The sequence below is a fragment of the Neobacillus sp. BP17 genome (genome assembly GCF_059579525.1).
Window position 1 is genome coordinate 1,396,652 of sequence record NZ_CM184198.1, and the last position, 25,842, is coordinate 1,422,493.

The following is a 25,842-nucleotide window of genomic DNA, read 5'->3' on the forward strand; positions in this document are numbered from 1 at the left end:
TATGCCACCTCACTTCCGTTGGTCTCTAAACATTATTTCAAAAAAAAAATCTATTAGCAAATCGAACAGAAAAAATGCTGCCAATTCGGCAACATCCATGAAACTGATAGTCAGTTTTTTATTTAAATAAGAACTCGTTTGTTCCAGTCCCGGGCAAGCATACTGTAAATAAAAAGGTCATGAAAGCGGCCGTATAATTGTTCGCCTTCTCTAATGATACCTTCTTTTATAAAACCAAGTCTTTCAGGTATGGCACGGCTTTTTTTGTTTTTGATACCACAGCGGATTTCAACACGATTTAAACCTAATTGGAAAAATGCATAGTTAAGCAGGAACTGAACGGATCGAGTCATTATTCCATGACCTTCTGCCTTTTTTGAAAGGTAATATCCGATACTTGTCATTCGGTTGTGCCAATCTATTTGTTGTAAACTAATTGAGCCTACCAACTCACCTTTATAGACGATCCCCACATTAAATCCACTATTTTCTGCAAATTGATTTAGCCATATCGGAATAATGGATTCAAACTGATATGGGGATTTCATGCTATCCACCCATGGCAGCCATTCACGCAGATGTTCACGGTTTTCCTCCACCATTTGATAAAGACTTGAAGCGTGATGTTGTTGAAATAGCTGGAGTTCAATATCATTATCAACCCTTAATGTAAACATTAGTCAAATCTCCCGATAAAAAATTTTTAGTTCATCATATGCAAAGCAGGTTGTTATCGGGAAGACTTAATATTAAGAAATAAAAAAATCCCTGCTTTATATAAAGTGGGATTGGTTATTCTAGTATAAAATTACTTGTATATAAGTTTAGGTTAGGGCTGCAACCGGTAAGAGAATCGAGAATGTAGTTTTATCTGGAGATGATTCACATTCTAAATTTCCCTTATGTTTTTCAATAATTTCCTTGCAAACAAACAAGCCGAGACCTGTACCTAGTTTTTTCGTCGTAAAAAATGGTTCGAAAATAGATTTTCTAAGTTCAGCAGGAATCACAGGCCCATTGTTGGAAATATTAATTTTGATGAACTGATGTTGTAGACTGCTATTGATCTCGATTGTAGGATTCGGATTCTCAGCATGATTCAAAACATCAATCGCATTAAAGATGATATTAATTAATACCTGTCTAATTTCATCTGCATACCCATTAAGAGTAATATCTTCACTGAGTTCTTTTCTTATTTTTACTTTTCCATCAAGTATGCTTGGATATAGGAAGTTTAAGACTTCCTCTACTAATGTATTTAAATTGAAGTTATCCTTTTCTTTACCAATTAACTCCTTTTTTGACAGAAGGAGAAATTGTGATATACGAAAATTAAGTTGATCCAATTCACTTGAAATGATATCTAAATATTTCATCTCCGGATGATCAGCTTTCAGTAATTGGATAAATCCTTGAACAGATGTCAAGGGGTTTCTAAACTCATGAATAAAGCTTGAGGTCATTTGCCCAAGCAATGTTAATCGATCCTGATGTGTAGAATCAATGTGCATTGTTTTTTCTTCAATAATTTTGTTTTTTGCTTCTGAGTAATGGGAAACAGCATAGTATAAAAATTTATCAAAACAAAAATTTACATTGTTTAATGCTTCCTGCATGGCTGCCCATGGAATCCCAGTAATGCTTAAATGGCTGTATAGAACTGTTCTGCCAAGATTAACATTATAAACAAAATCACCAAGGTTAATATCAGCCAAAACTCTTTCTTCCGATACTTCAATAGCAAGTTTTTCAATTATGTCTAAAAGGTCTTTTTCCGTCATTTTATGCATATTAAGTAAAACATCGAGAAGAGCCTCGCCGTTTTCGTGAATTTTTAACTTAAAAGGATCCGTATTAGTGGTAACAATGGCATTTTCCCAATCTTGAATTAATTTCTGTTTATTTTGATTGAAAAAATCAATTAAATCTGTTTGGTTTTCCGTGAACATGCCGTCTTCCCCCTATGTTATTGACAAAAAACTCCTTACTGTACTTATTCGAGGCATAAATAGAAATTCCTCCTTTATTTTAAAATAAAAGTCTTGAATTTTATTCATATAGTCTTAATTACTGATTCGATTAGGTAATTATAACGACAAGAAAGTATATTTACCTTGTAAATGTGAATAAAGAAGAGTATATTTTTTTCTATGGAAACAATTGAATACTTCCACAGGGGGAGCTGCTATTCTTGCGGCTGAGAGTGAACGGTTACGTTCTGACCCTATGAACCTGTTAGTTAACACTAGCGTAGGGATGTGGTTTGCCGATTATGAAAGCAATGCAGACAATCCTTATCGTCGTGCATTGCTTTTTTTGTTCTTTATTTTATTGCACATCTTGTAATAGGAAGACTTCTAACGAGTCCAAAAAGATAATTGGGGGAGACGTTGTGAATCAAAAAAGAAGCAACACATTATTTATCGCTGAGGTGGCAGTTTTTTCTGCTTTAGCTTATTTATTGGATTTTCTAGCCGGAATTCTATCTTTAAAGATATGGCCACAGGGAGGTTCGGTGTCAATTGCCATGGTACCTATCTTCTTAATTGCTTATCGTTGGGGGATAAAAGGCGGCTTGTTAACAGGATTTTTACTAGGTTTATTGCAGGTTATCCTTGGATTCGCTCAAGTATACACATTCTTACAAGGATTTATTGATTATTTTCTTGCCTTTTCAGTTGTAGGGTTAGCGGGTGTCTTTACTGGTCTGGTGAAGGAGGCGATATCCAAAAATGAAAAAGGTAAGTGGATGACATATGTGATTATCGGTGCATTCTTAGGAAGTGCCTTAAGATACATCTGCCATGTTATTTCTGGCATCGTGTTCTTCGGTGAATATGCGCCAAAGGGACAGCCGGTGGCCATTTACTCACTCCTATATAATGGAACATTCATGCTGCCAAGCTTTATCATCAGTGCAATCATTATCATCATTGTAATGAGTGCGGTACCAAAGAGATTATTTTCAAAATAACATTTATAAGTAATACGAATGGAAAAGGGCTTCAAGCTCTTTTCTATTTTTTTTGTAAAGTGATTGTAGTTGATTCTAGAAAATTCTTCAAACTTTTGACAAATTTATAAGCTTTTTAACTCAAAAAAAGTGTTAAAATACAAGAAAGATAATCATTCTCAATTAGTGGAGATAGGGTGATATACATGTTTGGTTCATTAAAAGTAGGAGATAAAGGGAGAATTATTGATATTTCTCTTGTAGGTCACCTGGTACAAAGACGATTACTTGACTTAGGGATTACTGAAGGTTCTAAAGTGTGTGTAAAGTGTGTCATGCCATTTGGCGGTCCAATTATGATTGAATCTTGCGGACAATGTGTGGGTATTCGCCGTAGAGAAGCAGTTCGAATGAAAGTGGAGAGAATATAATGGACATCGCACTTATTGGAAATCCTAATACTGGGAAAACTTCATTATTTAATAATCTTACAGGTTCCTATGAGTATGTTGGTAATTGGAGCGGTGTCACCGTTGAAAAAAAAGTTGGCGTTTTTAAAAATAATATTGGTCATTTGACTGATTTACCTGGTGTGTATACACTTAATCCCTTATCGAAGGATGAAGGGGTAGTTACATCCTTCTTTCTTAATGAATCAGTGGACCGCCTGCTAAATATATTAGATGCTTCACAATTAGAACGAAATTTACATCTAACCTTCCAATTGCTTGAGTTTGAAAAACCAGCATTTATTGGACTTAATATGGTCGATGTAGCAAATAAACGCGGAATTCAAATTGATACATCTAAACTTTCTGAGCTTCTCGGAGTACCGGTTGTTCCTGTTGTGGCGAGAAATGGAAAGGGCTGTGATAAATTAGTTGATGTCATATCGACTCAATCAATCCAGCCTGCTAAAAAGAATCTTGTTTACTATGGTAAAGAGGTAGAAGCTGCAATTGTTGCTTTGACGGCTGAGATTCATGGAAAAACCAACCTTTCTGGACGATTTCTAGCTATTCAATATTTTGAAGGTAATGAATATGTTAGAAACTATGTAAATATTATTGTTGGCGAGAAAAAGCTTAATGATCTAATTGTTAACTTGGAGTCAATCTTACAAACACTTTATAATGTAAAATCATTAGCAATCTATATTTATCAAAAAAGAAGAGAAGCAATAGAAAAAATCGTTGTCGAAGTGGCCGTAAAAAGTAACTTTGACATTCCGCTTTCTGAGAAAATTGATATGATCGTTACCAATCGCTTTTTAGGAATGCCTATTTTCTTACTGCTTATGTATGTCATGTTTATGCTGACTTTTGATTGGCTCGGAACACCATTATCTGATGCTTTGGACGGATTTTTAACAGGGCCCATTACGTCAGGATTTGAGTCGGTTTTAACCGCCATTCATGCTTCAAATTTTATTCATGCATTAATTATTGATGGTTTAGTTGCTGGGGTAGGCGGCGTACTCGTATTTGTGCCGCAAATTTTTATCCTATTTTTCTTTATTTCTTTATTAGAAGATTCCGGGTACATGGCCCGTGTTGCATTGGTAATGGACCGAATTATGGAGTCAGTTGGGTTAAATGGGAAGGCATTTATCCCTATGATGATTGGCTTCGGTTGTAATGTACCAGGAATAATGGCTGCCAGAACAATAGAGACACCACGGGAAAGGCTGGTTACCATATTGCTTACCCCTTTAATGTCTTGTTCAGCACGATTACCCGTGTATGCGTTATTTGTTGGAGCTTTTTTTGCAGGAAATAAGGCTTTAGTTGTGCTAAGCCTATATGTCCTTGGGATTGTAGTTGCATTGGTCTTAGCTAAGATCTTTTCGTCTACATTACTAAAATCGGAAACTTCATTATTTGTTATAGAACTGCCCCCTTACCGTCTTCCCCAGTTTCAATCACTGTGGAGGAGTACTTGGGATAAAGGAAAAGGGTTTGTTAGAAAAGCTGGAACATTTATTTTTGCGGGTTCTGTCTTTATCTGGTTATTATCTTATGCTGGCCCCAATGGTTTAAAGGTTGACATGGATGATAGTTATTTAGCCGCGATTGGGAATATGATTGCCCCGATTTTTGATCCAATTGGATTTGGAACATGGCAGGCATCCGCCTCGTTAATTACAGGGTTCTTGGCAAAAGAGGCCATTATATCTACCATGAATATTATTTATTTTGTTCCGAATGATGCAAGTTTGCAAGGGTTATTGGCGAACTATTATACTCCGCTTGCTGCCTATAGTTTCATGGTTTTCATTTTGTTATACATCCCATGCCTTGCGACAGTAGCAACGATCTATAAAGAAACAAATTCAAAAAAATGGACAGCTTTTTCTATGATTTATGCATTTGCAATTGCTTATGTGCTTTCTTTGATCATCTATCAAGGCGGCAAATTGTTAGGACTTGTTTAATTCTAGAAAGAGGTGGAGCAAATGATTGCCAATATATTAATTGGAGCAGCTATTTTTGGATATGCATCATGGGCTTTAGTTAGGTTTATTAATAAATCAAAAAAGGGAAAATGCGGGGCATGCGATTTGAAAAATTCATGTTCTAGCAATTGCGAAATACCACCTAAATCCCTATAAATAATTGAAACTGTTATCTAAAAAGATAGCAGTTTTTTGATGTTAGGATTTGAAGATATAAACAAACTAGTGTAAAATTACACTAGTTGTAATTGAAGGAAGGGCTTAACTTGACCAGAGATGAAATTATAATGCAGGTTTCTGAAAAGCTTCGCCTTATACGGACGGAAGTTGGCTATACACAGGATAAAATGGCAGACATTATTGGTGTTTCTAAGAAAACACTTGTTCAAATTGAGAAAGGTAGAGTTTTAGCCAATTGGTCTACTGTCGTTTCGATTTGTGCACTTTTTCGTGAAACTGAAACAGTCCAATTTTTATTTGGGAATGAGCCGCTGGAGGTGTTAGAAACGGTTGCCCGCGAAGGGATAGATATTCGGAAGTCAAAAACGCTTGGCGGCCGGATTTGGTGGAGAGTTGTATCGAAAAAAAACGGGTATATTCTTCAACAAAATATTCTCAGTAAACATTTTCGGATTTTAGATGAAGAAAATTATCGGATCTTTAGCAGTATTGATGAAAAGGTGTCAAAACACCGTTTTAAAGAATTAACGAAAAATGAATAAACGACAGAAAAAAGATGGGAATCCGCCATCTTTTTTCTTTTTTTTGGAATACTAAATATTGTCATAAAAACTTTCCCTATCTACGAAAATTAACCAATGATAGATTACTGATAAAGGATGTTTTTCAATTGGTATTAAAAGAGAAAATTAGGACTATATTTAATAACTTGAAAAAGTGGCACTTGCTCCAAATTATAGTGCTTTCCATGTTAATCATTATCTTAAGTTTTTTTGGACTACTTTATTATTTTTCTAAGGATGCAGATATATCAGGACTTAAGAACGAACTGCCACAAGCTACCGTGTTTTATGATGTGAATGGGGATATAGCTAGTAAAGTGTCGGCGAATAAAAATGAAGGTGTCTCTATTAAGCAGGTTCCTAACTCAATGAAAGATGCGATTGTTGCGATTGAGGATCGTCGATTTTATCAACATAGCGGTGTGGATTTGATTGGGACATCAAGGGCGCTCGTCCGTGACTTAAAAGCTAGAGGAATGGTTGAAGGAGGCAGTACGATAACGCAACAATTAACTAAGAATACACTTCTCACTTCACAAAAAACCTTAAATAGGAAAATGGAGGAAGTTTTTTTAGCACTACAGATTGAGCGGGAATATTCAAAGCTAGAAATTTTGCAAATGTATTTAAATCAAATTTATTTTGGTAATGGTGCATGGGGGATTAAAAAGGCTGCGAGCAAATATTTTGCCAAAGAGGTTAAAGACCTTTCAATCAGTGAATCCGCATTACTTGCAGGACTAATTAAAGCACCATCTACCCTGAATCCTTATGAGCATATGGAAAAGGCGACTGAAAGGCGAAATCTAGTATTAGTACAAATGAAGAAACAAGGATATATTTCCGATTCTCAGTATGAAAAAGCCATACATGAAGAAGTAATTTTGAATGATAAAGGCGATGACCCGTTCCGAGGCAAGTTTCCATACTATGTTGATCAGGTTTTAGAAGAGGCTATAAACTTATATGGATTATCACAGGATGAATTACTAACAGGCGGCTATCAAATCTTTACAGAGCTTGAACCTGAAATGCAAACAGCCATGGAAGAGACTTATCAAAATGATTCTTTATTCCAAGAAGGAATAGATATCCTTGTTCAAAGCGGTGGTATCCTCCTAGACCCCAAGACAGGTGGGATTAAGGCAATTGTTGGCGGCAGGGGAAAACATACGTTTAGAGGTTATAATCGAGCTTCGCAGTTAAAGGCTCAGCCTGGTTCCTCCTTTAAGCCATTAGCGGTTTATACACCTGCATTGGAGGAAGGTTGGAAGATGACTGATATGTTAAAAGATGAACCAATGACATTTGGGAGTTATCAACCAAGTAATTACGATGATCAATATTCCGGTCAGGTGCCCATGTATGAAGCTGTAAAAGAATCTAAAAACGTTTCCGCGGTTTGGCTATTAAATGAACTTGGGGTTGAAAAAGGATTAGATTCCATTCAGCGGTTCGGAATTTCATTGGACAAAAATGACCGTAATTTATCCCTTGCCTTAGGTGGTTTACACAAAGGTGTCTCTCCTTTGAACATGGCTGAAGCTTTTTCTGTCTTTCCTAATAACGGAGTGAGAATGAAGGCCCATGCGATTAAAAAAATTATTGATGCTGACGGAAAGGTTGTGGCTGTCTGGAAGGCAAAAAAAGAAAGAGTCACAACCAAGGCCGTAACCGATAATATGACGACCATGCTCCTTGGTGTAGTAGAACAAGGTACTGGTAAGGCTGCACAAATACCTGGCAGAGAAACGGCAGGAAAAACTGGTTCAACTCAGGTTCCAATAGAAGGGATAAACGGCCTGAAGGATCAATGGTTTGTTGGGTATACCCCGCAGCTGGTTGGGGCGATCTGGGTTGGCTATGATAAAACAGACAAAGATCATTATATCACGCCTGTCAGTAATAAAGGTTCAGCAGTTGTTTTTCGGGAAGTTATGACGAAAGCCTTAGCGAATGCGCCTGCTGAAAGCTTTAATGTCCCGCATATCTCCACATTGATTGAAAAGAAAAAGCAGGAAGATGCTGCTAAGAATCGGTTTAATTTTCAAGAGAATTTTACTAACGAGGTTCAGAAATGGGAGGAGAAATGGAATAAACAAAAGGAAAAATGGAGAAAAAAATGGAATGATAAGGGAGGGCATTAATATTCCTCTAGGTAAAGAAAACTATTTGAGACAATTCAGAAAAATGGGAATTGACAATTAAAAGAACTGGTGATAACCTACAAAGGAAGAAAAAAGGAAAGGGAGGGTTACAAAGATGACTAATTTCAATCACGTTTCTTTAACAATTAAATATTTGAATGTAACCTGTCCTGAAGAATTTTCCTGTTAATTTATCAATGTGAAGAAATTGATTAATGACAAAAACACAGGTTACGTTTTCTTTAATACGTGACGTGTGTTTTTTTGTCCCTTTTTTTAAAAAGGAGGCATACTGCACTGTTGCGGTATGTCTTTTTTTATAGTTCAAAACAAATTTGAGGGAGGAAATATGGATGAGGTATTTGGCAGGGTCTTGGAAGGGAAATACAGCAGGAGTAATAGATGGCGGATAGTATAACATAAGGGGGAAGTTAGTTATGTTTGCGGTTTTAAAAAAATTAAGTTGGTTCTTTAAAGAAAATTGGCAGCGATATGTCATTGCAGTTACACTATTAATTTTAGTGGGTATATTGGATGTGATTCCGCCTAAATTAATCGGATTGGCAATTGATGATATTCATGTGGGCAGTATAAGTCATAAGAAAATAATACAATATCTTGGTATTCTATTGGCAATCATGGTTTCATCTTATGCAATAACCTATGTCTGGATGTACCGACTGTTTGGAGGAGCCTTCCTTGTAGAAAGGAAACTTAGGTCCCGGTTCGTTACTCACTTACTAAAAATGACTCCGATATTCTATGAAAAAAATCGGACTGGAGATTTAATGGCGCGTGCGACCAATGATTTAAAGGCCATTTCAATCACAGCAGGTTTTGGGATTCTGACACTTGTAGATTCAAGTGTATGGATGCTGACATTACTGTTAACAATGGGAATTTTAATTAGTTGGAAGTTAACACTGGCGGCAATTATTCCGTTGCCAATTATGGCGATTTTAATGCAAATGTATGGAAAAAGAATTCATACTCGCTTCATGGAAGCCCAAGATGCGTTTGGTGAACTGAATGACCGTGTACTTGAATCAGTCGCAGGAGTTAGAGTTATCCGTGCTTTTGTTCAAGAAACCGCAGATAGCAAGCGCTTTCATCAACTTACGGAGGATGTCTATCACAAGAATATTAACGTTGCAAAAATTGATGCATTATTCGACCCAACGATTAAGGTGCTTGTTGGTATTAGTTATCTAATTGGCCTCGGGTATGGTGCTTATTTAGTATTCCATCAATCAATTACATTGGGCAATCTTGTGTCGTTTAATGTATATCTAGGGATGATGATCTGGCCCATGTTCGCAATTGGCGAGTTAATCAATGTGATGCAGAGGGGGAATGCTTCACTTGACCGCGTTAATGAAACACTTAGCTATGAGGAGGAAGTGGTCAATCCTCTAGACCCTGTTTCCATAAAACGTGCTGATCGAATTGATTATCGAAAGGTAACTTTCCGTTATCCCTCTTCTAAGAATGATAACCTAAACCAAGTTGATGTTATGCTGTTACACGGGCAGACATTGGGTATTGTTGGGAAAACAGGCTCAGGAAAGACCACCTTTATTAAGCAGTTATTAAGACAATATCCACTAGGCGATGGAGAGGTAACCATATCTGAGGTATCTTTAGAGGAGCAAACCATAAATCAAGTTCGCGACTGGATTGGTTATGTGCCTCAGGATCATGTACTGTTTTCTCGCAGTGTGAAAGACAATATCCTTTTTGGCAGGAAAGATGCAAGCGAAGAGGAATTAGAAGAGGCCATTGATTTAGCGGCATTTCGAAAAGATCTTGCCCTTCTTCCAGAAGGATTAAGTACGCTCGTTGGAGAAAAGGGTGTGGCCTTATCAGGAGGGCAAAAACAACGGATCTCCATAGCGCGCGCGCTGATCAAAAATCCAGAAATCCTAATCCTCGATGATTCCTTATCGGCAGTTGATGCCAAAACAGAAAAGCGAATCATTGATAATATTAGAAAGGCAAGAAATGACAAGACCACCATCATTACCACACATCGAATGTCCGCTGTCCAACATGCCGACCATATTATTGTTTTAGATGATGGTAAAATTGTAGAAGAAGGGACACATGAGCAGCTTCTTGAACATGATGGGTGGTATAAAGAACAATTTATTCGCCAGCAGATTGCAGGGAAGATAGAGGAAGAGGTGCAAGCATGACAACAGGAAAACGATTAGCTAAATACGCATTGGCGTATAAAAAAATTATTTTCGCAGCATTGGTCATGCTGACCATTTCTGTCGTAACCGATCTCGCTGGCCCGTTTATTGCTAAAAATATCATTGATCAGCATATTTTAGGAATTGAATCTGTTTGGTATGAAACATCAAGCGGCGAAAAAGCAGTAAATTATGAGGGGAAATTTTATAAAAGAGCTAAGTATGTATCTAGTAGTGAACAAAGGGGAAAGCAAATCCAAATTTTGCAAGTCGGATCCAAGTTTGTTTTCATCGACAAAAAGCTTGAATTTGATGGAAAGAGGACCTTAAAGGCCGGAACATTGGAGATAAAAAATGGGGTTAGAAAGGAAGAATATCATGCTAAAAAACTTAGTCTTTCTGAAATCCTAGCATTTTATCAGCCTGAGATTCTCCCAATCGTTCAACTTTTAACCATTTATTTTGGACTCTTGGTTGTTTCAGCTGTTTTTCAGTACGGTGAACGTTTCTTATTGCAAAAATCTTCCAACCGTATTATTCAAAAAATGCGTGAAGATGTGTATGGTCAGATTCAACGCCTGCCAATAAATTATTTTGATAACCTGCCTGCTGGGAAAGTAGTAGCAAGAATTACGAATGATACAGAGGCAATCCGTGAGTTATATGTTACGGTTCTTGCCACCTTTTTTACAAGTTCCATTTATATTACAGGCATTTATGTGGCTTTGTTTATTTTAAATGGAAAGCTTGCAGCCATTTGTTTATTGTTATTACCAATTCTTTATGTATGGATGTTGATTTACCGGAAGTATGCTTCAAAGTATAACCGTGTGATTCGGTCGAGGAACAGCGAAATAAATGCGATGATTAATGAGTCAATCCAAGGGATGAGTATCATCCAAGCGTTTAGTCGTGAAAAAGAAACAAAAGCTGATTTTGAGAAACTTAACCATGAACATTTTACGTACCAAAATAAACTATTAAGTCTCAATTCATTAACCTCGCACAACCTGGTCGGTGTCTTAAGAAACCTTATTTTTGTAGCATTTATTTGGTATTTCGGTGGTCAGGCACTCAATACTTCTACAATCCTTTCACTAGGGATGCTCTACGCTTTTGTTGATTATATCAACCGGCTTTTCCAACCGGTTCAGGGGATTGTCAATCAATTGGCCAATCTAGAACTTGCTCTAGTGGCGGGAGAACGTGTATTTAAATTGATGGATGAACCAGGTGAAAATGTAAGTGGTGAGAGAATTGCCCGTTTTAAAGGAAATGTATCTTTTGATCATGTATCATTTGGTTATAAAGACGGGGAATACGTTTTAAAGAATATTGATTTTGAAGCGAATCATGGTGAAACAGTTGCTCTTGTTGGTCACACGGGATCTGGAAAAAGTTCCATTATGAATTTACTTTTCCGTTTTTATGATTGTCAAAAGGGGAAAATTACCATTGATGGAAAAGATATTGCAACGATCCCCCGTCAATCTATTCGTAACCATATGGGTATTGTTTTGCAGGATCCCTATTTATTTACAGGAACAATAGCTTCAAATGTAAGTCTTAATGATCCGGCGATAACCAAAGAAAAAGTAGAGGAAGCATTAAAAGATGTAGGGGCTGACAAGGTATTCAAGAACTTAGAAAATGGTTATGATCAGCCAGTCCTAGAGAAAGGGAGTACCCTCTCAAGTGGGCAGAGACAGATTATTTCCTTTGCACGAGCGCTGGCTTTCGATCCAGCTATACTTATACTTGACGAAGCTACCTCAAGTATTGATACAGAAACGGAGACTGTGATTCAAGAGGCCATGGAAGTTCTGAAAAAAGGGAGGACCACCTTTATTATTGCCCACCGATTATCAACAATCCGTAACGCTGACCAGATCATTGTTTTAGATCGTGGGATGATTGTTGAAAAGGGAACACATGAGGAATTAATGAAGAAGAAAGGTAAATATTATCAAATGTATCAACTCCAACAGGGTGGTACAAATTTGGCTGGATAGAATTCGCCCCTTAACATGACATGTTAAGGGGCGTTTTTAATAGGTTAGACCTACTCGTGAACCGATAAATTCATTGCTAAATAGCTGATCATAGGCAAAGTCCGCTGTATCGTAAATAGAGATGGACGAAGGATCATCAGGAAGAAAGTCTTTTTCATATCTGTAATATCCTAATCTCTCTCCAATAGGCAAATAAGTGGGGCAAACAATTGTCCAATCCAGCCCTGAGTCTTTTAATAATAAAAAGGCCCGTAAATGTTCTTCCGCATCACGTGTGCTTTTCCGCTTTGATTCAGACGATTGAAATCGATATAAATGGGGGGCAGACCGAGCCTGGAGAATTCCAGCCGTTCCAATTGTAATAATTCGGTGTATTCCGAGCGCTTTCATATGTTTAATGATAAAGGGCATCGATTCAGACAGTACCGTGGTACCTGCTGTATTTAGAGAACTAATCACTACATCCGATCCTGTTAAGCTACCTGCAATATCCGTTTCATTTAGTACATTACCTTCCTTAACAAGAAGGCCATCTCTTTTAATGTTTAGTATACTGCTGTCTCTTACCAGTACTCGGACGGAATGTTGATTGGTTAAAGCATTTTCTAAAATAATCGAACCCACTCTGCCTGTTGCTCCGAAAAGGCAAATGTTCACAAAAAATTCACCTCTTAATTAATAAAGTGTAATATTCATCACTTGCGGCACCCTCCGCTTATGATATTTTAAAGATGTTTTAGCATTTACTTATATAGGGGTGGGAAGTATATGTCAGAGTATTCGGTAGTGCTATTGATCGGTAGTTTTTTAATCCTTTCTTATTATATCGGATATACAATTATTAAACATTAAATTAACTTCAGAGAAGTGTCTGAAGTATAGACTGTCGATAAATTCGAATTTATCGACAGTCTTTTTTTATGATTATTGAAATAAAGGAACAAAAGAGTTAAGTTTTATTAACCTTGTAAAAGGCTTAAATAAGTGATACAGTATTCTGAATATTAAAATTAGTGGATAATGACCAAAAACAAAAGGAAAATTCATGGAAAAGGAGAGTAGGGAAATGAGTTTGAAGTTATTAGACAACTTGTTTATACCCATACAGCCCGAATTAGAACAAAACGCGGATTACTATCTCGAAAAAAAAGAGATAGATATAATAAACCAAACAACTATACTGTATTATCAATTTCGATTGAATAAAGATTTAAACAAGTCAATTTTGATTGAACCAGATGGTTGTATTGATATCATGTTTTGGTGTAATGACATTTCCCCTCGTGCAATTGTGTATGGTAGCCGACTACAGAAAGTCCCTATTATCTTTCAAGCTGGCTATGAATATTTTGGAATCAGATTTATTCCTAATCTAGATTCAAGAACTTTTAATTATTCCATGAAAGAAATTGCCGATAGAGACATACTTTTAGATGACTTACTTCCATTAGATCCTAATATTATAGAAATATTGATAAATGAAAAAGACTTTTATGAAAGAATTAAATTATATAAAGACTTGATTGGAAATAAGATACTTACAGATTGTTCATCACAAAGAGTTATTAGTTATGCGATAAATAATATCTATTCTTCAAGAGGAAATATTAATATTAATAATCTAGCAGCAGATATAGGGTATTCACCAAGATATTTACGTAAGCTGTTTGAAGAGCGAATTGGGCTTTCACCAAAGTTATTTAGTCAAATAACAAGATATCAGTATTCTTTAAGTATGCTGCTAAACCATAATTCTTTATGGGATGTGATTAAGCAAAGTGGATATTATGATCAAGCACACATCATTAATGAATTTAAAAAATTTGGGGGAGTAACACCGAAACAGTTAGTGAAGAACCATTGAAAATTAATATTTTTCTTATGTACAAATAAAGAAAAGACCGAAATCAATTCAATTGATTTCGGTCTTTTCTTCATTTTCTCAAAAAATCTTCTCTAATTTAAGTTTATGTTCCGCTTTTTCCAATAATTTATAAACTAACCTAGATACAATGAAAATGTTATTATCTATAAAATATTAAAGGGGGAAGAAAAGACAATTCGAATTGTGAATGGCTTTTAAAGATTAGTCTATTATTAATTTTCCGAATTATCAAAAATGAAAGGGGTTACATAACGAAGATGATAAAGAACTTTCTAAAACACGCAATCATTTACACTACTGTTTTATTAATTGCTTTTGTTCCTTTCTCATTACTAGACAATAAGAGAGCATATGCCCATGGTGGTGAAGTGGAATTAATTAAGCTCGACACAGCATTAGAAGGTACTGGTGCAACTATTAAATCCAGTTTTTGGAGTTTTTTTACAAATACAATTACCATCGAAAAAGATGATACGGTCATAAAAATAAAACCTGATTCAAATAAGGCAAATGTTAATGGAGAGGAAATTGAATTAGAAACAGCGGTAAAAGAAAAAAAGGGGAAGATTTATGTATCCCATCACTTTGTTAACGAAGTTCTTCCGGAACTTAAACAAACCTTCCAATTGGAAAAGGTGAATCATCCACTTGATCCACTAACATCAAAAGAAATTGAAGAAACTGTTAGCGTATTGAAAAAGGAAGGGAAATATAAGGAAAGTCTTCGTTTTACAGAAATAACGTTAAAATTGCCCGATAAAAAGAAAGTTTGGGAATGGACTTTTAATCATAAGGAGAAACAAACATTTACCAGAATAGCAGAATTTATTGCCTTAGATGGAAAACAAGTCATTGAGGGGGAAGTTGATCTATCAACTAATAAATTAATCTCTTGGAATCCAATTGATGGTGTCCATGGAATGGTTATAATCGATGATTTTGCTACTGTCCAAACTGCCATCGAATCAAGTATGGAGTTTATAAAAGCGCTAAAAAAACGTGACATTGAAGACGTGAAAAAAGTTGTATCAACACCATTAACAGTAGGGTATTTTGATGGGGAAGATGGTCTGGAGCATGACAAGCGTTTACTAAAGGTTGTGTCCTATTTAAATACTGGAGACGGGAATTTTTGGGCTCATCCAATTGAAAACTTAGTCGCTACAGTTGACCTTGAAAAGAAGAAAGTGATTAAAGTGGAAGATGAAGGGGTCATACCGGTTCCAATGCAATTAAATGCTTATGATGGCAGAGATTATAAAGATAAAGTTGATGTTAAACCTCTTAATATTAAAGAACCTGAAGATAAGAACTATGAAATTAAAGGAAATACAATTAGCTGGCAAGAATGGGATTTTCACTTGCGTTTGGATACACGTGTTGGTCCTGTATTATCAACAGTTACTTATGATGACCAGGGTAAAAAGAGAAAAATTATGTATGAGGGATCACTAGGAGGAATGATTGTTCCATACGGGGATCCAGATGTTGGCTGGTACTTCAAATCCTATTTAGATGCTGGTGACTATGGAATGGGGCAATTAACTTCACCACTTGAATTAGGTACGGATGTACCTGAAAATGCTGTACTACTTGATGCAACAATTGCGGATAATTCAGGCAAGCCTTATATCATTAAAAATGCAATTGCCGTATTTGAGCAGTATGCTGGTCCGGAATATAAGCATGCTGATCTTGCAACTTTTACAGAAGAAAACCAAAGTCGGGAACGCCGTGAATTAGTTATACGTTGGGTAAGTACAATAGGAAACTATGATTATATTTTTGATTGGGTATTATCACAAAATGGAACTATAAAAATTGATGTAGGAGCATCAGGCATTGAAGCTGTAAAGGGTGTAAAGACACAAACAATGCATGATGAAACAGCTAAAGATGATACAAAATATGGTACGTTACTTGATAATAACATTGTTGGGACAACACATCAGCATATTTACAACTTCAGACTTGATTTAGATGTTGATGGAGAGAACAATACGTTAACAGAAATCAATCCAAAAGTAGAAGCAAATAAAGATGGTGGACCTCGAAAAAGTGTCATGGTTACTGAGCAAAAAAGGGTAACAACTGAACAGGAAGCTATTCAAAAGTTTGATCCTTCAACTATTCGCTTGTTTAGTAATTACAATAAAGAAAATAAAGTGGGAAATCCAGTATCTTATCAAATTATACCGTTTGCTGGAGGAACTCATCCTATTGCCAAAGGTGCATTATTTAGTAAAGATGATTGGCTTTTTAACCGCGTAAACTTTATGGATAAACAATTGTGGGTAACGAATTATGACCCAAATGAACGATACCCTGAAGGTAAATATCCTAATCGAAGTAAAACAGATACTGGTTTGAAACATTTTGTTGAAGACAATAGTTCTATTGAAAATAAGGACAATGTAGTTTGGATGACAACAGGGGCAACTCATGTAGCACGTGCTGAAGAATGGCCAATGATGCCAACAGAATGGGTCCATGCGATGTTAAAACCTTGGAATTTCTTTGATCGAACACCAACATTGGATTTACCAAAAAAATAATAAGAATCGAATATTAAGGAGGAAATAGAAATGAAACATTATCAATTATTCATTAACGGAAAATGGGTTGATGCACTTTCTGGGAAAACTTTTGAGTCTTTAAATCCTGCAACAGGTGAAGTGAATGCAGTAGTTGCGGAGGCTGGCCCTGAAGACGTAAATTTAGCCGTTGAAGCAGCGCGAAAAGCATTTGAAATCGGTCCATGGGCTAATATGGCACCAGGGGATAGAGGTAGATTACTTTATAAAGTAGCCCAAGCTCTTTGGGAAAAAGCAGACATGCTTGCTGAAGTTGAAACGCGGGATAATGGGCTGCCAATTAATGAAACAAAATTTATTGCCATGCCTGCAATGATTGATGTTTTAGAATTCTATGCAGGACTTGCAAATAAAGTCCAAGGCAGTACTTTAGCATCTCCTAACAATCGCTTTAATTACACATTAAAAGAACCAATTGGTGTTGTTGGTGCAATTGTACCTTGGAATTTTCCACTTATGCTTACAATGTGGAAGCTGGCTCCTGCTTTAGCAGCCGGAAATACAATTGTCATCAAGCCAGCAGAACAAACCCCTGTTAGTATTCTTGAATTGGTTAAAATCTTTCATGAAGTAGGCATTCCCGATGGAGTTATTAACGTTGTACCAGGTTTCGGAAAAACCGCAGGTGATGCACTTTCATCCCATCCAGATATAGATAAAATTGCATTTACAGGCTCAACAAACACTGGTCGATTAATTATGCAAGCAGCGAGTAAAAATCTAAAACCAATTAGTCTCGAATTAGGTGGAAAATCTCCAAATATCGTGTTTGATGATGCAAACATTGAAAATGCGGTGAATGGATCGATGTTCGGTATCTTCTTTGCTCAAGGTCAAGTTTGTGCATCTGGTACAAGGCTATTTGTTCAAGAGGGTATTTATGATAAGTTTATGGACTCTTTCGTAAAGAAAGCAAGATCCATACGTGTAGGAAATCCTTTAGATCCAACGACACAAATGGGACCTCAAGTTTCACTACAGCAATTAGAAAGAATTCAACAATATGTGTCTGTCGGAATTGAAGAGGGTGCTAATCTTGTCATTGGTGGACAAAGAAATAAGGACGCAGGGAACGGATACTTTTTTACACCAACAGTATTCGAAAATGTGACAAATGAAATGACGATTGCCCGTGAAGAGATCTTTGGTCCTGTTTTGTCAGTTATTCGTTTTAAAGATGAAGAGGACGCGTTAAAAAAAGCAAATGATACATTGTATGGATTAGCTTCAGGATTATGGACAAATGATTTAAAACGAGCACATCGTATGGCAAAGGGGTTAAAAGCAGGTACAGTTTATGTAAATACATTTAGTATGTTGGACAGTGCTGCACCATTTGGTGGTAGAAAACAAAGTGGATTTGGAAGAGAACTAGGTATTCAAGCGATGGATATGTATACTGAGACAAAAAATGTATGGATTGATTTGAGTGAAGAAGGCTTGAATTGGTATGGAATATAAGAATATGTTCAGTTGAAAACTTATAATTATAAAATCTCAAACTTCGCCCAGCGAAGTTTGAGATTTTATTAGGAGGATAGTTATAACAAAAAGTTAGTTATATAAATTTCTGCATAGGAACTTTTGTAAGCGATTAAATGTGGAAAATCGGATAAAGGGGATGGAGAAATGATCATTCATAAAGTTGAAACATACTCAAGAACGGAATTAGAAGCACTACAACTGGCTCGCTTAAAGGAAACAGTAAGAAGAGTAGCTGATAAAGTACCTTTTTATCGAGATAAATTTAATGAACTTAATATAAAAGTAGAGGATATTCAAACTTTAGAGGATGTGCGTAAACTGCCGTTTACAAAAAAAGAAGCCATGCGTGAAAATTATCCATTCAACATGTTTGCATCTGACATTAAAGAAATCACTCGTATTCATGCCTCTTCGGGCACAAGCGGAAAGCCAACTGTAGTGGGTTATAGTAAGAACGATATTGATAATTGGGCTGATATGGTTGCTCCTGCCATAGCACTGGCAGGCGGGGAGCCTGGCGGGGTATTCCAGAATGCTTACGGATATGGATTATTTACTGGTGGATTAGGGGTTCATTATGGAGCGGAAAGACTCGGCATGGCAACTGTTCCGGTCTCAGGAGGGAATACAGACCGCCAAATTACTGTCATTGAAGACTTTAAGCCAACAGTGATTGCTGGAACACCTTCGTATATTTTGAAAGTTGTTGAAGAAATGGAGGCAATGGGGAAAGAACCTAGAAACTGCTCTATAAAATTTGGGATTTTCGGGGCCGAGCCATGGTCTGAAGAAATGCGTAAAGTTCTGGAGGAAAAATTCGGTATTAAAGCCTGTGATATTTATGGCCTGAGTGAAGTAATGGGGCCGGGAGTAGCGATGGAATGTCACGAAGCGCAAGACGGATTACATATTGCGGAGGATCATTTTATCGTAGAAGTGATCAATCCGGATACCCTTGAACCTGCAGCCGATGGTGAAGAAGGTGAATTGGTATTTACTAGCTTAACGAAAGAGGCATTTCCGGTTATTCGTTATCGTACAGGAGACATCGCTTCTATTACGAGAGAAAAGTGCAAATGCGGCAGAACAACAGCAAGAATGTCACGTGTGAAGGGCCGTATCGATGATATGCTTATTATACGCGGAGTTAACGTCTTCCCGTCTGAGATTGAACATTTCTTAATCCAGATCGAAGAACTCGCACCGCATTACCAAGTTCGCTTGCGTCGCGAAGGCACTTTAGATGTGGTCGAGTTACATGTTGAAGTTAGTGAAGAGATTTACCAACATGTAAATGGCGACATGCAGCATGAACATATTCAATTCATTTTGAAAAAAGTACAGCATTCGATGAAAAATAATTGTTTAGTGAGCATGAAGGTAAGGGTGCTAGCTCCAAGAAGTATTCCTCGGTCTGAAGGAAAAGCGGTACGCATTGTGGATGAGCGAATAGTTGAAGTAATTAAATGAAATATTTAAATTTTTAAAAATTTTTTTGGTTTTTGTATAACGGAAAATCAATATGTCGTTATCGGTGTGTTATAATAGAGAAATAAAATAGACGATGTCTAATCTCACAAGGTTTCCTTGGAGCATACATACAAAAAAAAAACAGGAGGAATCAATATGAAATCCAGTATGACTGAACAGGAAGTTCATCAAAAATATTACAAGCAAATTTTTGAAACACTCGAACAAGAGCCTTATGCCCAGTTTCTCGGTATGAAATTAATTGAGATGGGAGAGGGGACTGCAACGGCTGAGTTAGATGTAAATGACCATATGTTGAATTCACACGGCACGGTTCATGGTGCTATCATCTTTTCTTTAGCTGACTATGTATTTGCAGCAGCGAGTAATTCTTATGGGAAAACTTCTGTTGGATTGTCAACAAATGTTAATTTTATGTCTCCTGGCCGGAGAGGATCCCGTCTAAGGGCTATAGCCGAAGAAGAAAAGCGAAACAACCGTATGGCATGGTATAAAATTCGTGTAGAAAGTGATGGAGAACTATTAGCTACGATGGAAGCATTGGTTTATCGTAAAAGCCACTATTTTGTTCCAGTAGAAGAGAATGAAAGTAATTAATTCCTCATTCGATTCCTTTTCTCTACACTCAGAACTGCAGACAACTGTCTGCAGTTTTTTTTTGATTACATCCCTACTTACCTTAATAAAATAGATAGGAATGGGTATATATATTGAAGTACATGAATTTGTGAGGTGTGTTGATAAGTGGAGAATTATCGAATTGAAAAGGATACGCTCGGTGAGGTTCGTGTGCCCATTGAGAAATATTGGGGTGCGCAAACACAACGGAGCAAGGAGAATTTTAAAATTAGCTCAGAGAAGATGCCGTTGGAATTAATATATGGCTTGGTTTTTATTAAAAAAGCAGCAGCCAAAGTAAATTTCCAATTAGGAAAACTAAGTGAAAATAAAATGAAGGCGATTCAAAAAGTATGTGATTCTATTCTTGCAGGAGATATGGATGAACATTTCCCATTAGTGGTCTGGCAGACGGGTAGTGGGACTCAATCCAACATGAATGTAAATGAAGTGATAGCCAACAGGGCAAATGAATATTTAAAGGACCTAGGTGTTGGGCATGAAAAAATCCATCCAAATGATGATGTCAATATGTCGCAAAGCTCTAACGATACCTTCCCAACAGCCATGCATATTGCTGCATATCAAAAAATCGTAGAAGAACTTCTTCCGGCAATATCAGAACTTAAACATACACTCCTGCAAAAGGAAAAGGATTTCTCTAAAATCATTAAAATCGGAAGAACACATTTACAGGATGCAACACCACTGACACTGGGACAAGAGATTAGCGGATGGAGGTGGATGCTAGAGAAATGTGAAAAGATGATAAAAGAGGCAAGCCAATATCTGCTTGATTTGGCGATTGGAGGAACGGCAGTTGGAACAGGAATCAACGCACCCCCATTATTTGGTGACATGGTGGCTGAGCAAATTTCTATATTTACAGGATATCCATTTCGGTCCTCAGAAAATAAATTTCATGCTTTAACCAGTCACGATGAGATTGTGCATGTACATGGTGCACTTAAAGCTTTGGCTGCTGATTTAATGAAAATTGCTAATGATGTCCGCTGGCTTGCAAGCGGACCGCGCAGTGGGATTGGTGAACTTAGCATTCCTGCGAATGAGCCCGGAAGTTCCATTATGCCAGGTAAGGTCAACCCAACCCAAAGTGAGGCCTTGACAATGATAACGTGTCAGGTTTTTGGAAATGATGCCGCTATTGCTTTTGCAGCGAGTCAAGGGAATTTCGAGTTAAATGTCTTTAAACCAATTATTATTAATAATTTAATCCAATCGGTTAGACTTCTTTCAGATGGTATAAGATCCTTTAATAAAAATTGTGCTGTAGGTCTTCAGGCTAATGAAGAGATTCTTAAAGAACATTTGAATCGCTCATTGATGCTTGTTACAGCATTAAACCCTCATATTGGCTATGAAAAGGCAGCGGAAATTGCCAAATTAGCTTTCAAAGAAAATGGTTCCTTAAAGGAAGCAGCAATAAAATTAGGTCATCTTACTGAAGAACAGTTTTCCCAATGGGTTAAACCAGAAAATATGATATAAAATTGAAAGCCCCTTCCAAGTGGAAGGGGCTTAGCCATAATATTTATTTGTATTTACTCAGATTACTAAATATTAGCGTTGGAATCCGCCAAGTTGAGACTCAGCCATTGCTACTAGACGTTTTGTAATTTCTCCACCAACAGATCCGTTGGCACGTGAAGTAGTGTCTGCACCAAGATTTACACCAAATTCTGAAGCAATTTCATACTTCATTTGACTAAGAGCTTGCTCGACACCTGGTACTAGAAGTTGATTAGAGTTGTTGTTACTTGCCATAGTTGAATAACACTCCTCTTAATAAATTTGGGGTCAGTATGGAGTTGAACCATAATGGAGATTAAACCATCGCCGCCTAGGCCTAACCCATGTTATCAATAATACTTTGATAAACTTTCTACAAATTGGAGATACATTCATAAAACTTTTGTTTTGGCTGGATGAGTCGGACTTGCACCGGCTAATACCCTTCTTGGTTTCATCCATCGTGTTGTTGAATGGTTGCTTGCTTTGTAATACTTATTATGATTAAAACAGAAAGACTTATTCGGGAAATTAATTGGTAATTTATTCCGTTACATAGGGCATGTAAGTTAACACAAACTAAGGTTATCAAATAAACAAAAGGGTGAATGGAATGTCTGAATGCCCAGTATGTAATGGTTTTCGTGAGGCCTATTTATTATGTACAAATTGCGGTGAACCTATGATGGAAAGTGGTCGTCTAATGGATTTTTATGATGATTATAGTCCATATATGGAGATAGACCTAATGAAGATGGAAGATGGATATCCTGATACAAATTCAGGTCATAAGTGCCCCCATGTGTATCGATGTCCTGCTTGTCATCTAGAGGAAGTATTTTTTATAAAAGAATAAGCCTCGCTACCAAGCGAGGCTTACTTGTCCATATTCTCTGAATCCAGATGAAGCGCCCAGCGGGGCTTCCACTTTATATATTACGGGCGGATTCTTGATTCTGTTTCTTCATCAAAGAAATGTGCCTTATTCATATCAAATGCTAGTTCTAATGAATCGCCAGGATGAATATCTCCACGAGAGTCAACGCGGGCTACGAAATCTTGGCCGCCAATGCTGGAATAGATCATTAATTCTGCCCCAGTTAACTCGGCAACATCTACTTGAGCTTTAATTTTTGATCCAGCCGATGCATCAATGAAAACTGGCTCATCATGAATATCTTCTGGTCGTGTACCTAGGATGATTGATTTTCCAACATATCCTTGCTCGCGCAGATATTTCATTTTTCCTTCTGGAACAGCAAGCGAAGAATTTCCAATGACGAATTTTCCATCCTCTAGTTTTCCGGTAAAGAAATTCATCGCAGGGGATCCGATAAAGCCGCCAACAAAAACATTTTCTGGCTTTTCATAAACTTCTTTAGGTGAACCAACTTGCTGAATGATTCCATCTTTCATAACGACAAGACGTGTTGCCATTGTCATCGCTTCAGTCTGGTCATGTGTTACATAGATTGTAGTAGTATCTAAGCGGCGGTGAAGTTTAGCAATTTCTGCACGCATTTGAACACGAAGCTTTGCATCAAGGTTTGATAATGGTTCATCCATTAAGAATACTTTTGCATCACGTACAATTGCACGGCCTAATGCTACACGCTGGCGTTGTCCACCTGAAAGTGCCTTAGGTTTACGAGTTAAGTAAGCTTCTAAACCAAGAATTTTTGCTGCGTCTTTTACACGGCGATCAATTTCATCTTTTGGAAATTTGCGAAGTTTTAAGCCAAACGCCATGTTATCATAAACAGTCATATGTGGATAAAGGGCATAGTTTTGGAAAACCATCGCGATATCACGATCTTTTGGAGCTACATCGTTTACTCTTTTACCATCAATGTAGAAATCACCTTTAGAAATATCTTCAAGACCAGCAATCATTCGAAGTGTAGTAGATTTCCCGCACCCTGATGGTCCAACAAACACGATAAATTCCTTATCTTCAATATGTAAATTGAAGTCTTGTACAGCTGTTACTTTATTATCATAAATTTTATAAATATGATCTAATTTTAACTCAGCCATTGTAATTCCTCCCTTTATCTTGTTAGGAATAGTTTACAAGCAGCAGAAGAAAATAGGTATGGACAGACTGCACAAAGAATGAAAACGCTTTTTTGGGCACTTTGTTACCTTTTTTGACTTTGTTCAAATAGAAGACAAGCTAAAAAGACTGTAAAGGCCCCGTAAAAATCCTTTAATTGGATTCCAGACTTGTCAATAAATTTATCAATTCGATACTGGAGTGTATTTCGGTGGATGTATAACTTTTTTGCCGTTAAACTGGCATTTAAATTATTTTCAAGAAAAACTTTAATGGTCGAATACATCTCAGGCTCATCATTAAAAACTTCGAATATTCCTTGATGGATCTTTGGTTTTAAATCCATCGGCAAGTGATAAGCCACATATGCAGGAAGAACCCGTTCATATGTAAAAATATTCATAAGGGAGACAAGATTGATCAGGCCAAAGGAAAAAAATTCTTTCTCAAGCAGGAACTTTGACCGAAGTTGGTCGTGAAAAGAATTAAACTTTCCAACAAAAAAAGCGATTTTGACATAAAAGTCACTTTCTAAAGTTTCTGACATAGAAATCAATTCTTCTTCCGTAAGTGAGACTATCGTGGCCTCTTCAATAATAATTCCTCGTCTTTTGTTCTCCCAGATGATTATAACTCCTTCAGTAAAGAATCCCTTTAATGCGGACTCGATCTCAAGTTGATTCGTATCATCTCCGTTAATCTGAAATTGAATGAACCTAAGGTTTGTTTCAGCATGATAAGAAGGGGGAGGACCATCCTCTAATAAATACGCATCCCATCCTTGGGTAACAGAACTTTGGACACTTGATGGATTCTCAACTAATTGATAAATCGTCTGAAGAAGGGTTAATTCCTTTTCAGTTACCTCAGATTTTGGAATGCCAATCCATTCTTTTTCCATCTCGCTGAAAAATACATACAACTGTTCTGAATGAGTAATTGGTTGATCGGGAAACAAAATGGAATTTTCATAAATAGACAATAATTTTCTTAGCATTTTTGATTTCCCCATTTTAAAATTTTTTAGTGACATCTAACATTATATCAGTAGTTACTTAACCTAATAAATAATAAAGGCTAGCCAAGGTTAATTCGGCTAGCCTGTTCTTTTAGTTGTTGGTATCAATCGCATTCATAGGGCGGTTGTTCTTCTTGAAGGTCACGGGCTTCTTCGATATTAGTTGACTCCTGGCGGGAATGCACTGACCCGCCGGACATTCCTTCGTTAATCATTCGGTCAACATCCATAAACACTTTATCTCTGCCCTCATATGCAGATCCTGCATCCGTACCCATGCTTTTTCCTTTGTCCATCCTTATCATTCCTTTCCCAAAACTATATTTAGTTTTGCGGAAAAGACAAGTTTTCATGCACGATGGTCATTCAAAATATCGATTATTCATATACATGGTAAAGCATTAGTTCATGGATTTGGCTTGATAATGCCTCAATCTCATCCTGTTCAGGCACATTTGTAGTCCATTCTATTTTCCCTGTTTGGTGATAAACTCCCGTCACCCGCTGCTTTTTATGATAAAAGGAAAAATTCCAGCCGGGTATATTTTTGTTTTCAAATAATGGTTTTAATTGAAAGTGCAAGATCATCGCGAAATCCTCCCTTTAATATTCTTACCTATAGCTTAACTGGTTTGGGAGAATATTTAAATATGAATT

23 protein-coding genes and 1 riboswitch are annotated in these 25,842 nt (G+C 36.8%); of the genes, 15 read left to right on the forward strand and 8 right to left on the reverse strand.

From position 1 onward, the window contains the following. Positions 1–122: 122 nt before the first annotated feature. Entirely contained in the window at positions 123–677 is a 555-nt protein-coding gene (locus tag AC4QJR_RS06655; protein WP_098572138.1) for a GNAT family N-acetyltransferase, read from the reverse strand. A gap of 147 nt (positions 678–824) precedes the next feature. After that, positions 825–1,952 carry a histidine kinase N-terminal domain-containing protein gene (locus AC4QJR_RS06660; RefSeq protein ID WP_496525709.1) on the reverse strand — a complete coding sequence of 376 codons (1,128 nt, stop codon included), beginning with the start codon at positions 1,950–1,952 and terminating at the stop codon, positions 825–827. A gap of 216 nt (positions 1,953–2,168) precedes the next feature. Beyond that, positions 2,169–2,277: riboswitch (TPP riboswitch) on the forward strand. A gap of 118 nt (positions 2,278–2,395) precedes the next feature. On the opposite strand from AC4QJR_RS06660, the gene thiT reads away from it, so the two are divergent. The 8 genes from thiT (at position 2,396) to AC4QJR_RS06700 (ending at position 12,508) form a co-directional block, all read left to right on the forward strand. Further along, on the forward strand, positions 2,396–2,977 hold the full coding sequence (thiT, locus tag AC4QJR_RS06665) for an energy-coupled thiamine transporter ThiT (RefSeq protein WP_251456600.1): 582 nt from the start codon (positions 2,396–2,398) through the stop codon (positions 2,975–2,977). Positions 2,978–3,162: 185 nt separating this feature from the next. Next, the gene (locus tag AC4QJR_RS06670; protein ID WP_496525710.1) at positions 3,163–3,387 is read left to right on the forward strand and encodes a FeoA family protein; all 225 of its coding nucleotides are present in this window, start codon (positions 3,163–3,165) and stop codon (positions 3,385–3,387) included. Continuing rightward, positions 3,387–5,390 (forward strand): ferrous iron transport protein B, encoded by a 2,004-nt coding sequence (feoB, locus tag AC4QJR_RS06675; protein ID WP_496525711.1) that lies wholly within the window; start codon positions 3,387–3,389, stop codon positions 5,388–5,390. The genes AC4QJR_RS06670 and feoB overlap by 1 nt, the downstream gene beginning before the upstream one ends. Positions 5,391–5,411: 21 nt before the next feature. Beyond that, on the forward strand, positions 5,412–5,567 hold the full coding sequence (locus AC4QJR_RS06680; RefSeq protein ID WP_098572143.1) for a FeoB-associated Cys-rich membrane protein: 156 nt from the start codon (positions 5,412–5,414) through the stop codon (positions 5,565–5,567). A 110-nt stretch (positions 5,568–5,677) separates the two neighbouring features. After that, positions 5,678–6,133, forward strand: a complete 456-nt coding sequence (locus AC4QJR_RS06685; RefSeq protein ID WP_098572144.1) for a helix-turn-helix transcriptional regulator — start codon at positions 5,678–5,680, stop codon at positions 6,131–6,133. Positions 6,134–6,261: 128 nt separating this feature from the next. Further along, positions 6,262–8,301, forward strand: a complete 2,040-nt coding sequence (locus AC4QJR_RS06690; RefSeq protein WP_496525712.1) for a transglycosylase domain-containing protein — start codon at positions 6,262–6,264, stop codon at positions 8,299–8,301. Between the two features lie 437 nt (positions 8,302–8,738). After that, a complete protein-coding gene (locus tag AC4QJR_RS06695) occupies positions 8,739–10,496 on the forward strand; it encodes an ABC transporter ATP-binding protein (protein ID WP_496525713.1) in 1,758 nt (585 codons plus the stop codon). Then, positions 10,493–12,508, forward strand: coding sequence for an ABC transporter ATP-binding protein (locus tag AC4QJR_RS06700; protein ID WP_496525714.1), 2,016 nt, complete (start codon positions 10,493–10,495; stop codon positions 12,506–12,508). The genes AC4QJR_RS06695 and AC4QJR_RS06700 overlap by 4 nt, the downstream gene beginning before the upstream one ends. Before the next feature lie 36 nt (positions 12,509–12,544). Here the strand turns inward: AC4QJR_RS06700 and AC4QJR_RS06705 are convergent, their stop codons facing one another. Next, positions 12,545–13,165 (reverse strand): NAD(P)-dependent oxidoreductase, encoded by a 621-nt coding sequence (locus AC4QJR_RS06705; RefSeq protein WP_496525715.1) that lies wholly within the window; start codon positions 13,163–13,165, stop codon positions 12,545–12,547. A gap of 409 nt (positions 13,166–13,574) precedes the next feature. On the opposite strand from AC4QJR_RS06705, the gene AC4QJR_RS06710 reads away from it, so the two are divergent. The 6 genes from AC4QJR_RS06710 to fumC all read left to right on the forward strand — a co-directional run bounded on the left by AC4QJR_RS06710 (position 13,575) and on the right by fumC (position 22,090). Continuing rightward, complete coding sequence (locus AC4QJR_RS06710) at positions 13,575–14,372, forward strand: helix-turn-helix transcriptional regulator (protein ID WP_496525716.1); 798 nt, start codon at positions 13,575–13,577, stop codon at positions 14,370–14,372. Between the two features lie 278 nt (positions 14,373–14,650). After that, entirely contained in the window at positions 14,651–16,948 is a 2,298-nt protein-coding gene (locus tag AC4QJR_RS06715; RefSeq protein ID WP_496525717.1) for a copper amine oxidase, read from the forward strand. Positions 16,949–16,978: 30 nt separating this feature from the next. Continuing rightward, on the forward strand, positions 16,979–18,448 hold the full coding sequence (locus AC4QJR_RS06720; RefSeq protein ID WP_496525718.1) for an aldehyde dehydrogenase family protein: 1,470 nt from the start codon (positions 16,979–16,981) through the stop codon (positions 18,446–18,448). Between the two features lie 168 nt (positions 18,449–18,616). After that, on the forward strand, positions 18,617–19,942 hold the full coding sequence (locus AC4QJR_RS06725) for a phenylacetate--CoA ligase family protein (RefSeq protein WP_496525719.1): 1,326 nt from the start codon (positions 18,617–18,619) through the stop codon (positions 19,940–19,942). Between the two features lie 156 nt (positions 19,943–20,098). Beyond that, on the forward strand, positions 20,099–20,560 hold the full coding sequence (locus tag AC4QJR_RS06730) for a PaaI family thioesterase (RefSeq protein ID WP_496525720.1): 462 nt from the start codon (positions 20,099–20,101) through the stop codon (positions 20,558–20,560). 147 nt (positions 20,561–20,707) lie between these two features. Continuing rightward, the gene (fumC, locus tag AC4QJR_RS06735) at positions 20,708–22,090 is read left to right on the forward strand and encodes a class II fumarate hydratase (protein ID WP_496525721.1); all 1,383 of its coding nucleotides are present in this window, start codon (positions 20,708–20,710) and stop codon (positions 22,088–22,090) included. A gap of 72 nt (positions 22,091–22,162) precedes the next feature. On the opposite strand, the gene AC4QJR_RS06740 is transcribed toward fumC, so the two are convergent. Then, positions 22,163–22,366 (reverse strand): alpha/beta-type small acid-soluble spore protein, encoded by a 204-nt coding sequence (locus tag AC4QJR_RS06740; RefSeq protein ID WP_026566044.1) that lies wholly within the window; start codon positions 22,364–22,366, stop codon positions 22,163–22,165. A gap of 358 nt (positions 22,367–22,724) precedes the next feature. Between AC4QJR_RS06740 and AC4QJR_RS06745 the strand changes: the two genes are divergently transcribed. Next, positions 22,725–22,967: a hypothetical protein gene (locus AC4QJR_RS06745; protein WP_026566045.1), complete on the forward strand. Its 243-nt coding sequence runs from the start codon at positions 22,725–22,727 to the stop codon at positions 22,965–22,967. Positions 22,968–23,047: 80 nt separating this feature from the next. Here the strand turns inward: AC4QJR_RS06745 and AC4QJR_RS06750 are convergent, their stop codons facing one another. From AC4QJR_RS06750 to AC4QJR_RS06765, 4 genes are all read right to left on the reverse strand, one after another. Continuing rightward, on the reverse strand, positions 23,048–24,148 hold the full coding sequence (locus AC4QJR_RS06750) for an ABC transporter ATP-binding protein (RefSeq protein ID WP_098572151.1): 1,101 nt from the start codon (positions 24,146–24,148) through the stop codon (positions 23,048–23,050). Positions 24,149–24,252: 104 nt separating this feature from the next. Beyond that, positions 24,253–25,164: a helix-turn-helix domain-containing protein gene (locus tag AC4QJR_RS06755; protein WP_496525722.1), complete on the reverse strand. Its 912-nt coding sequence runs from the start codon at positions 25,162–25,164 to the stop codon at positions 24,253–24,255. 125 nt (positions 25,165–25,289) lie between these two features. After that, entirely contained in the window at positions 25,290–25,481 is a 192-nt protein-coding gene (locus AC4QJR_RS06760) for a hypothetical protein (RefSeq protein WP_098572153.1), read from the reverse strand. A gap of 82 nt (positions 25,482–25,563) precedes the next feature. Continuing rightward, entirely contained in the window at positions 25,564–25,773 is a 210-nt protein-coding gene (locus AC4QJR_RS06765; RefSeq protein WP_098572154.1) for a YheE family protein, read from the reverse strand. Between the last annotated feature and the right edge of the window lie 69 nt (positions 25,774–25,842).

What these genes read in the sequence shown, in the direction of transcription:
- AC4QJR_RS06700 (WP_496525714.1), top strand. Translation starts at nt 10,493, where the DNA reads ATGACAACAGGAAAACGATTAGCTAAATACGCATTGGCGTATAAAAAA.
- AC4QJR_RS06660 (WP_496525709.1), bottom strand. Translation starts at nt 1,952, where the DNA reads ATGTTCACGGAAAACCAAACAGATTTAATTGATTTTTTCAATCAAAAT.
- AC4QJR_RS06715 (WP_496525717.1), top strand. Translation starts at nt 14,651, where the DNA reads ATGATAAAGAACTTTCTAAAACACGCAATCATTTACACTACTGTTTTA.
- AC4QJR_RS06740 (WP_026566044.1), bottom strand. Translation starts at nt 22,366, where the DNA reads ATGGCAAGTAACAACAACTCTAATCAACTTCTAGTACCAGGTGTCGAG.
- AC4QJR_RS06710 (WP_496525716.1), top strand. Translation starts at nt 13,575, where the DNA reads ATGAGTTTGAAGTTATTAGACAACTTGTTTATACCCATACAGCCCGAA.
- AC4QJR_RS06760 (WP_098572153.1), bottom strand. Translation starts at nt 25,481, where the DNA reads ATGGACAAAGGAAAAAGCATGGGTACGGATGCAGGATCTGCATATGAG.
- AC4QJR_RS06680 (WP_098572143.1), top strand. Translation starts at nt 5,412, where the DNA reads ATGATTGCCAATATATTAATTGGAGCAGCTATTTTTGGATATGCATCA.
- AC4QJR_RS06750 (WP_098572151.1), bottom strand. Translation starts at nt 24,148, where the DNA reads ATGGCTGAGTTAAAATTAGATCATATTTATAAAATTTATGATAATAAA.
- AC4QJR_RS06765 (WP_098572154.1), bottom strand. Translation starts at nt 25,773, where the DNA reads ATGATCTTGCACTTTCAATTAAAACCATTATTTGAAAACAAAAATATA.
- AC4QJR_RS06695 (WP_496525713.1), top strand. Translation starts at nt 8,739, where the DNA reads ATGTTTGCGGTTTTAAAAAAATTAAGTTGGTTCTTTAAAGAAAATTGG.
- AC4QJR_RS06725 (WP_496525719.1), top strand. Translation starts at nt 18,617, where the DNA reads ATGATCATTCATAAAGTTGAAACATACTCAAGAACGGAATTAGAAGCA.
- AC4QJR_RS06745 (WP_026566045.1), top strand. Translation starts at nt 22,725, where the DNA reads ATGTCTGAATGCCCAGTATGTAATGGTTTTCGTGAGGCCTATTTATTA.
- feoB (WP_496525711.1), top strand. Translation starts at nt 3,387, where the DNA reads ATGGACATCGCACTTATTGGAAATCCTAATACTGGGAAAACTTCATTA.
- AC4QJR_RS06670 (WP_496525710.1), top strand. Translation starts at nt 3,163, where the DNA reads ATGTTTGGTTCATTAAAAGTAGGAGATAAAGGGAGAATTATTGATATT.
- AC4QJR_RS06655 (WP_098572138.1), bottom strand. Translation starts at nt 677, where the DNA reads ATGTTTACATTAAGGGTTGATAATGATATTGAACTCCAGCTATTTCAA.
- AC4QJR_RS06720 (WP_496525718.1), top strand. Translation starts at nt 16,979, where the DNA reads ATGAAACATTATCAATTATTCATTAACGGAAAATGGGTTGATGCACTT.
- AC4QJR_RS06755 (WP_496525722.1), bottom strand. Translation starts at nt 25,164, where the DNA reads ATGCTAAGAAAATTATTGTCTATTTATGAAAATTCCATTTTGTTTCCC.
- AC4QJR_RS06730 (WP_496525720.1), top strand. Translation starts at nt 20,099, where the DNA reads ATGAAATCCAGTATGACTGAACAGGAAGTTCATCAAAAATATTACAAG.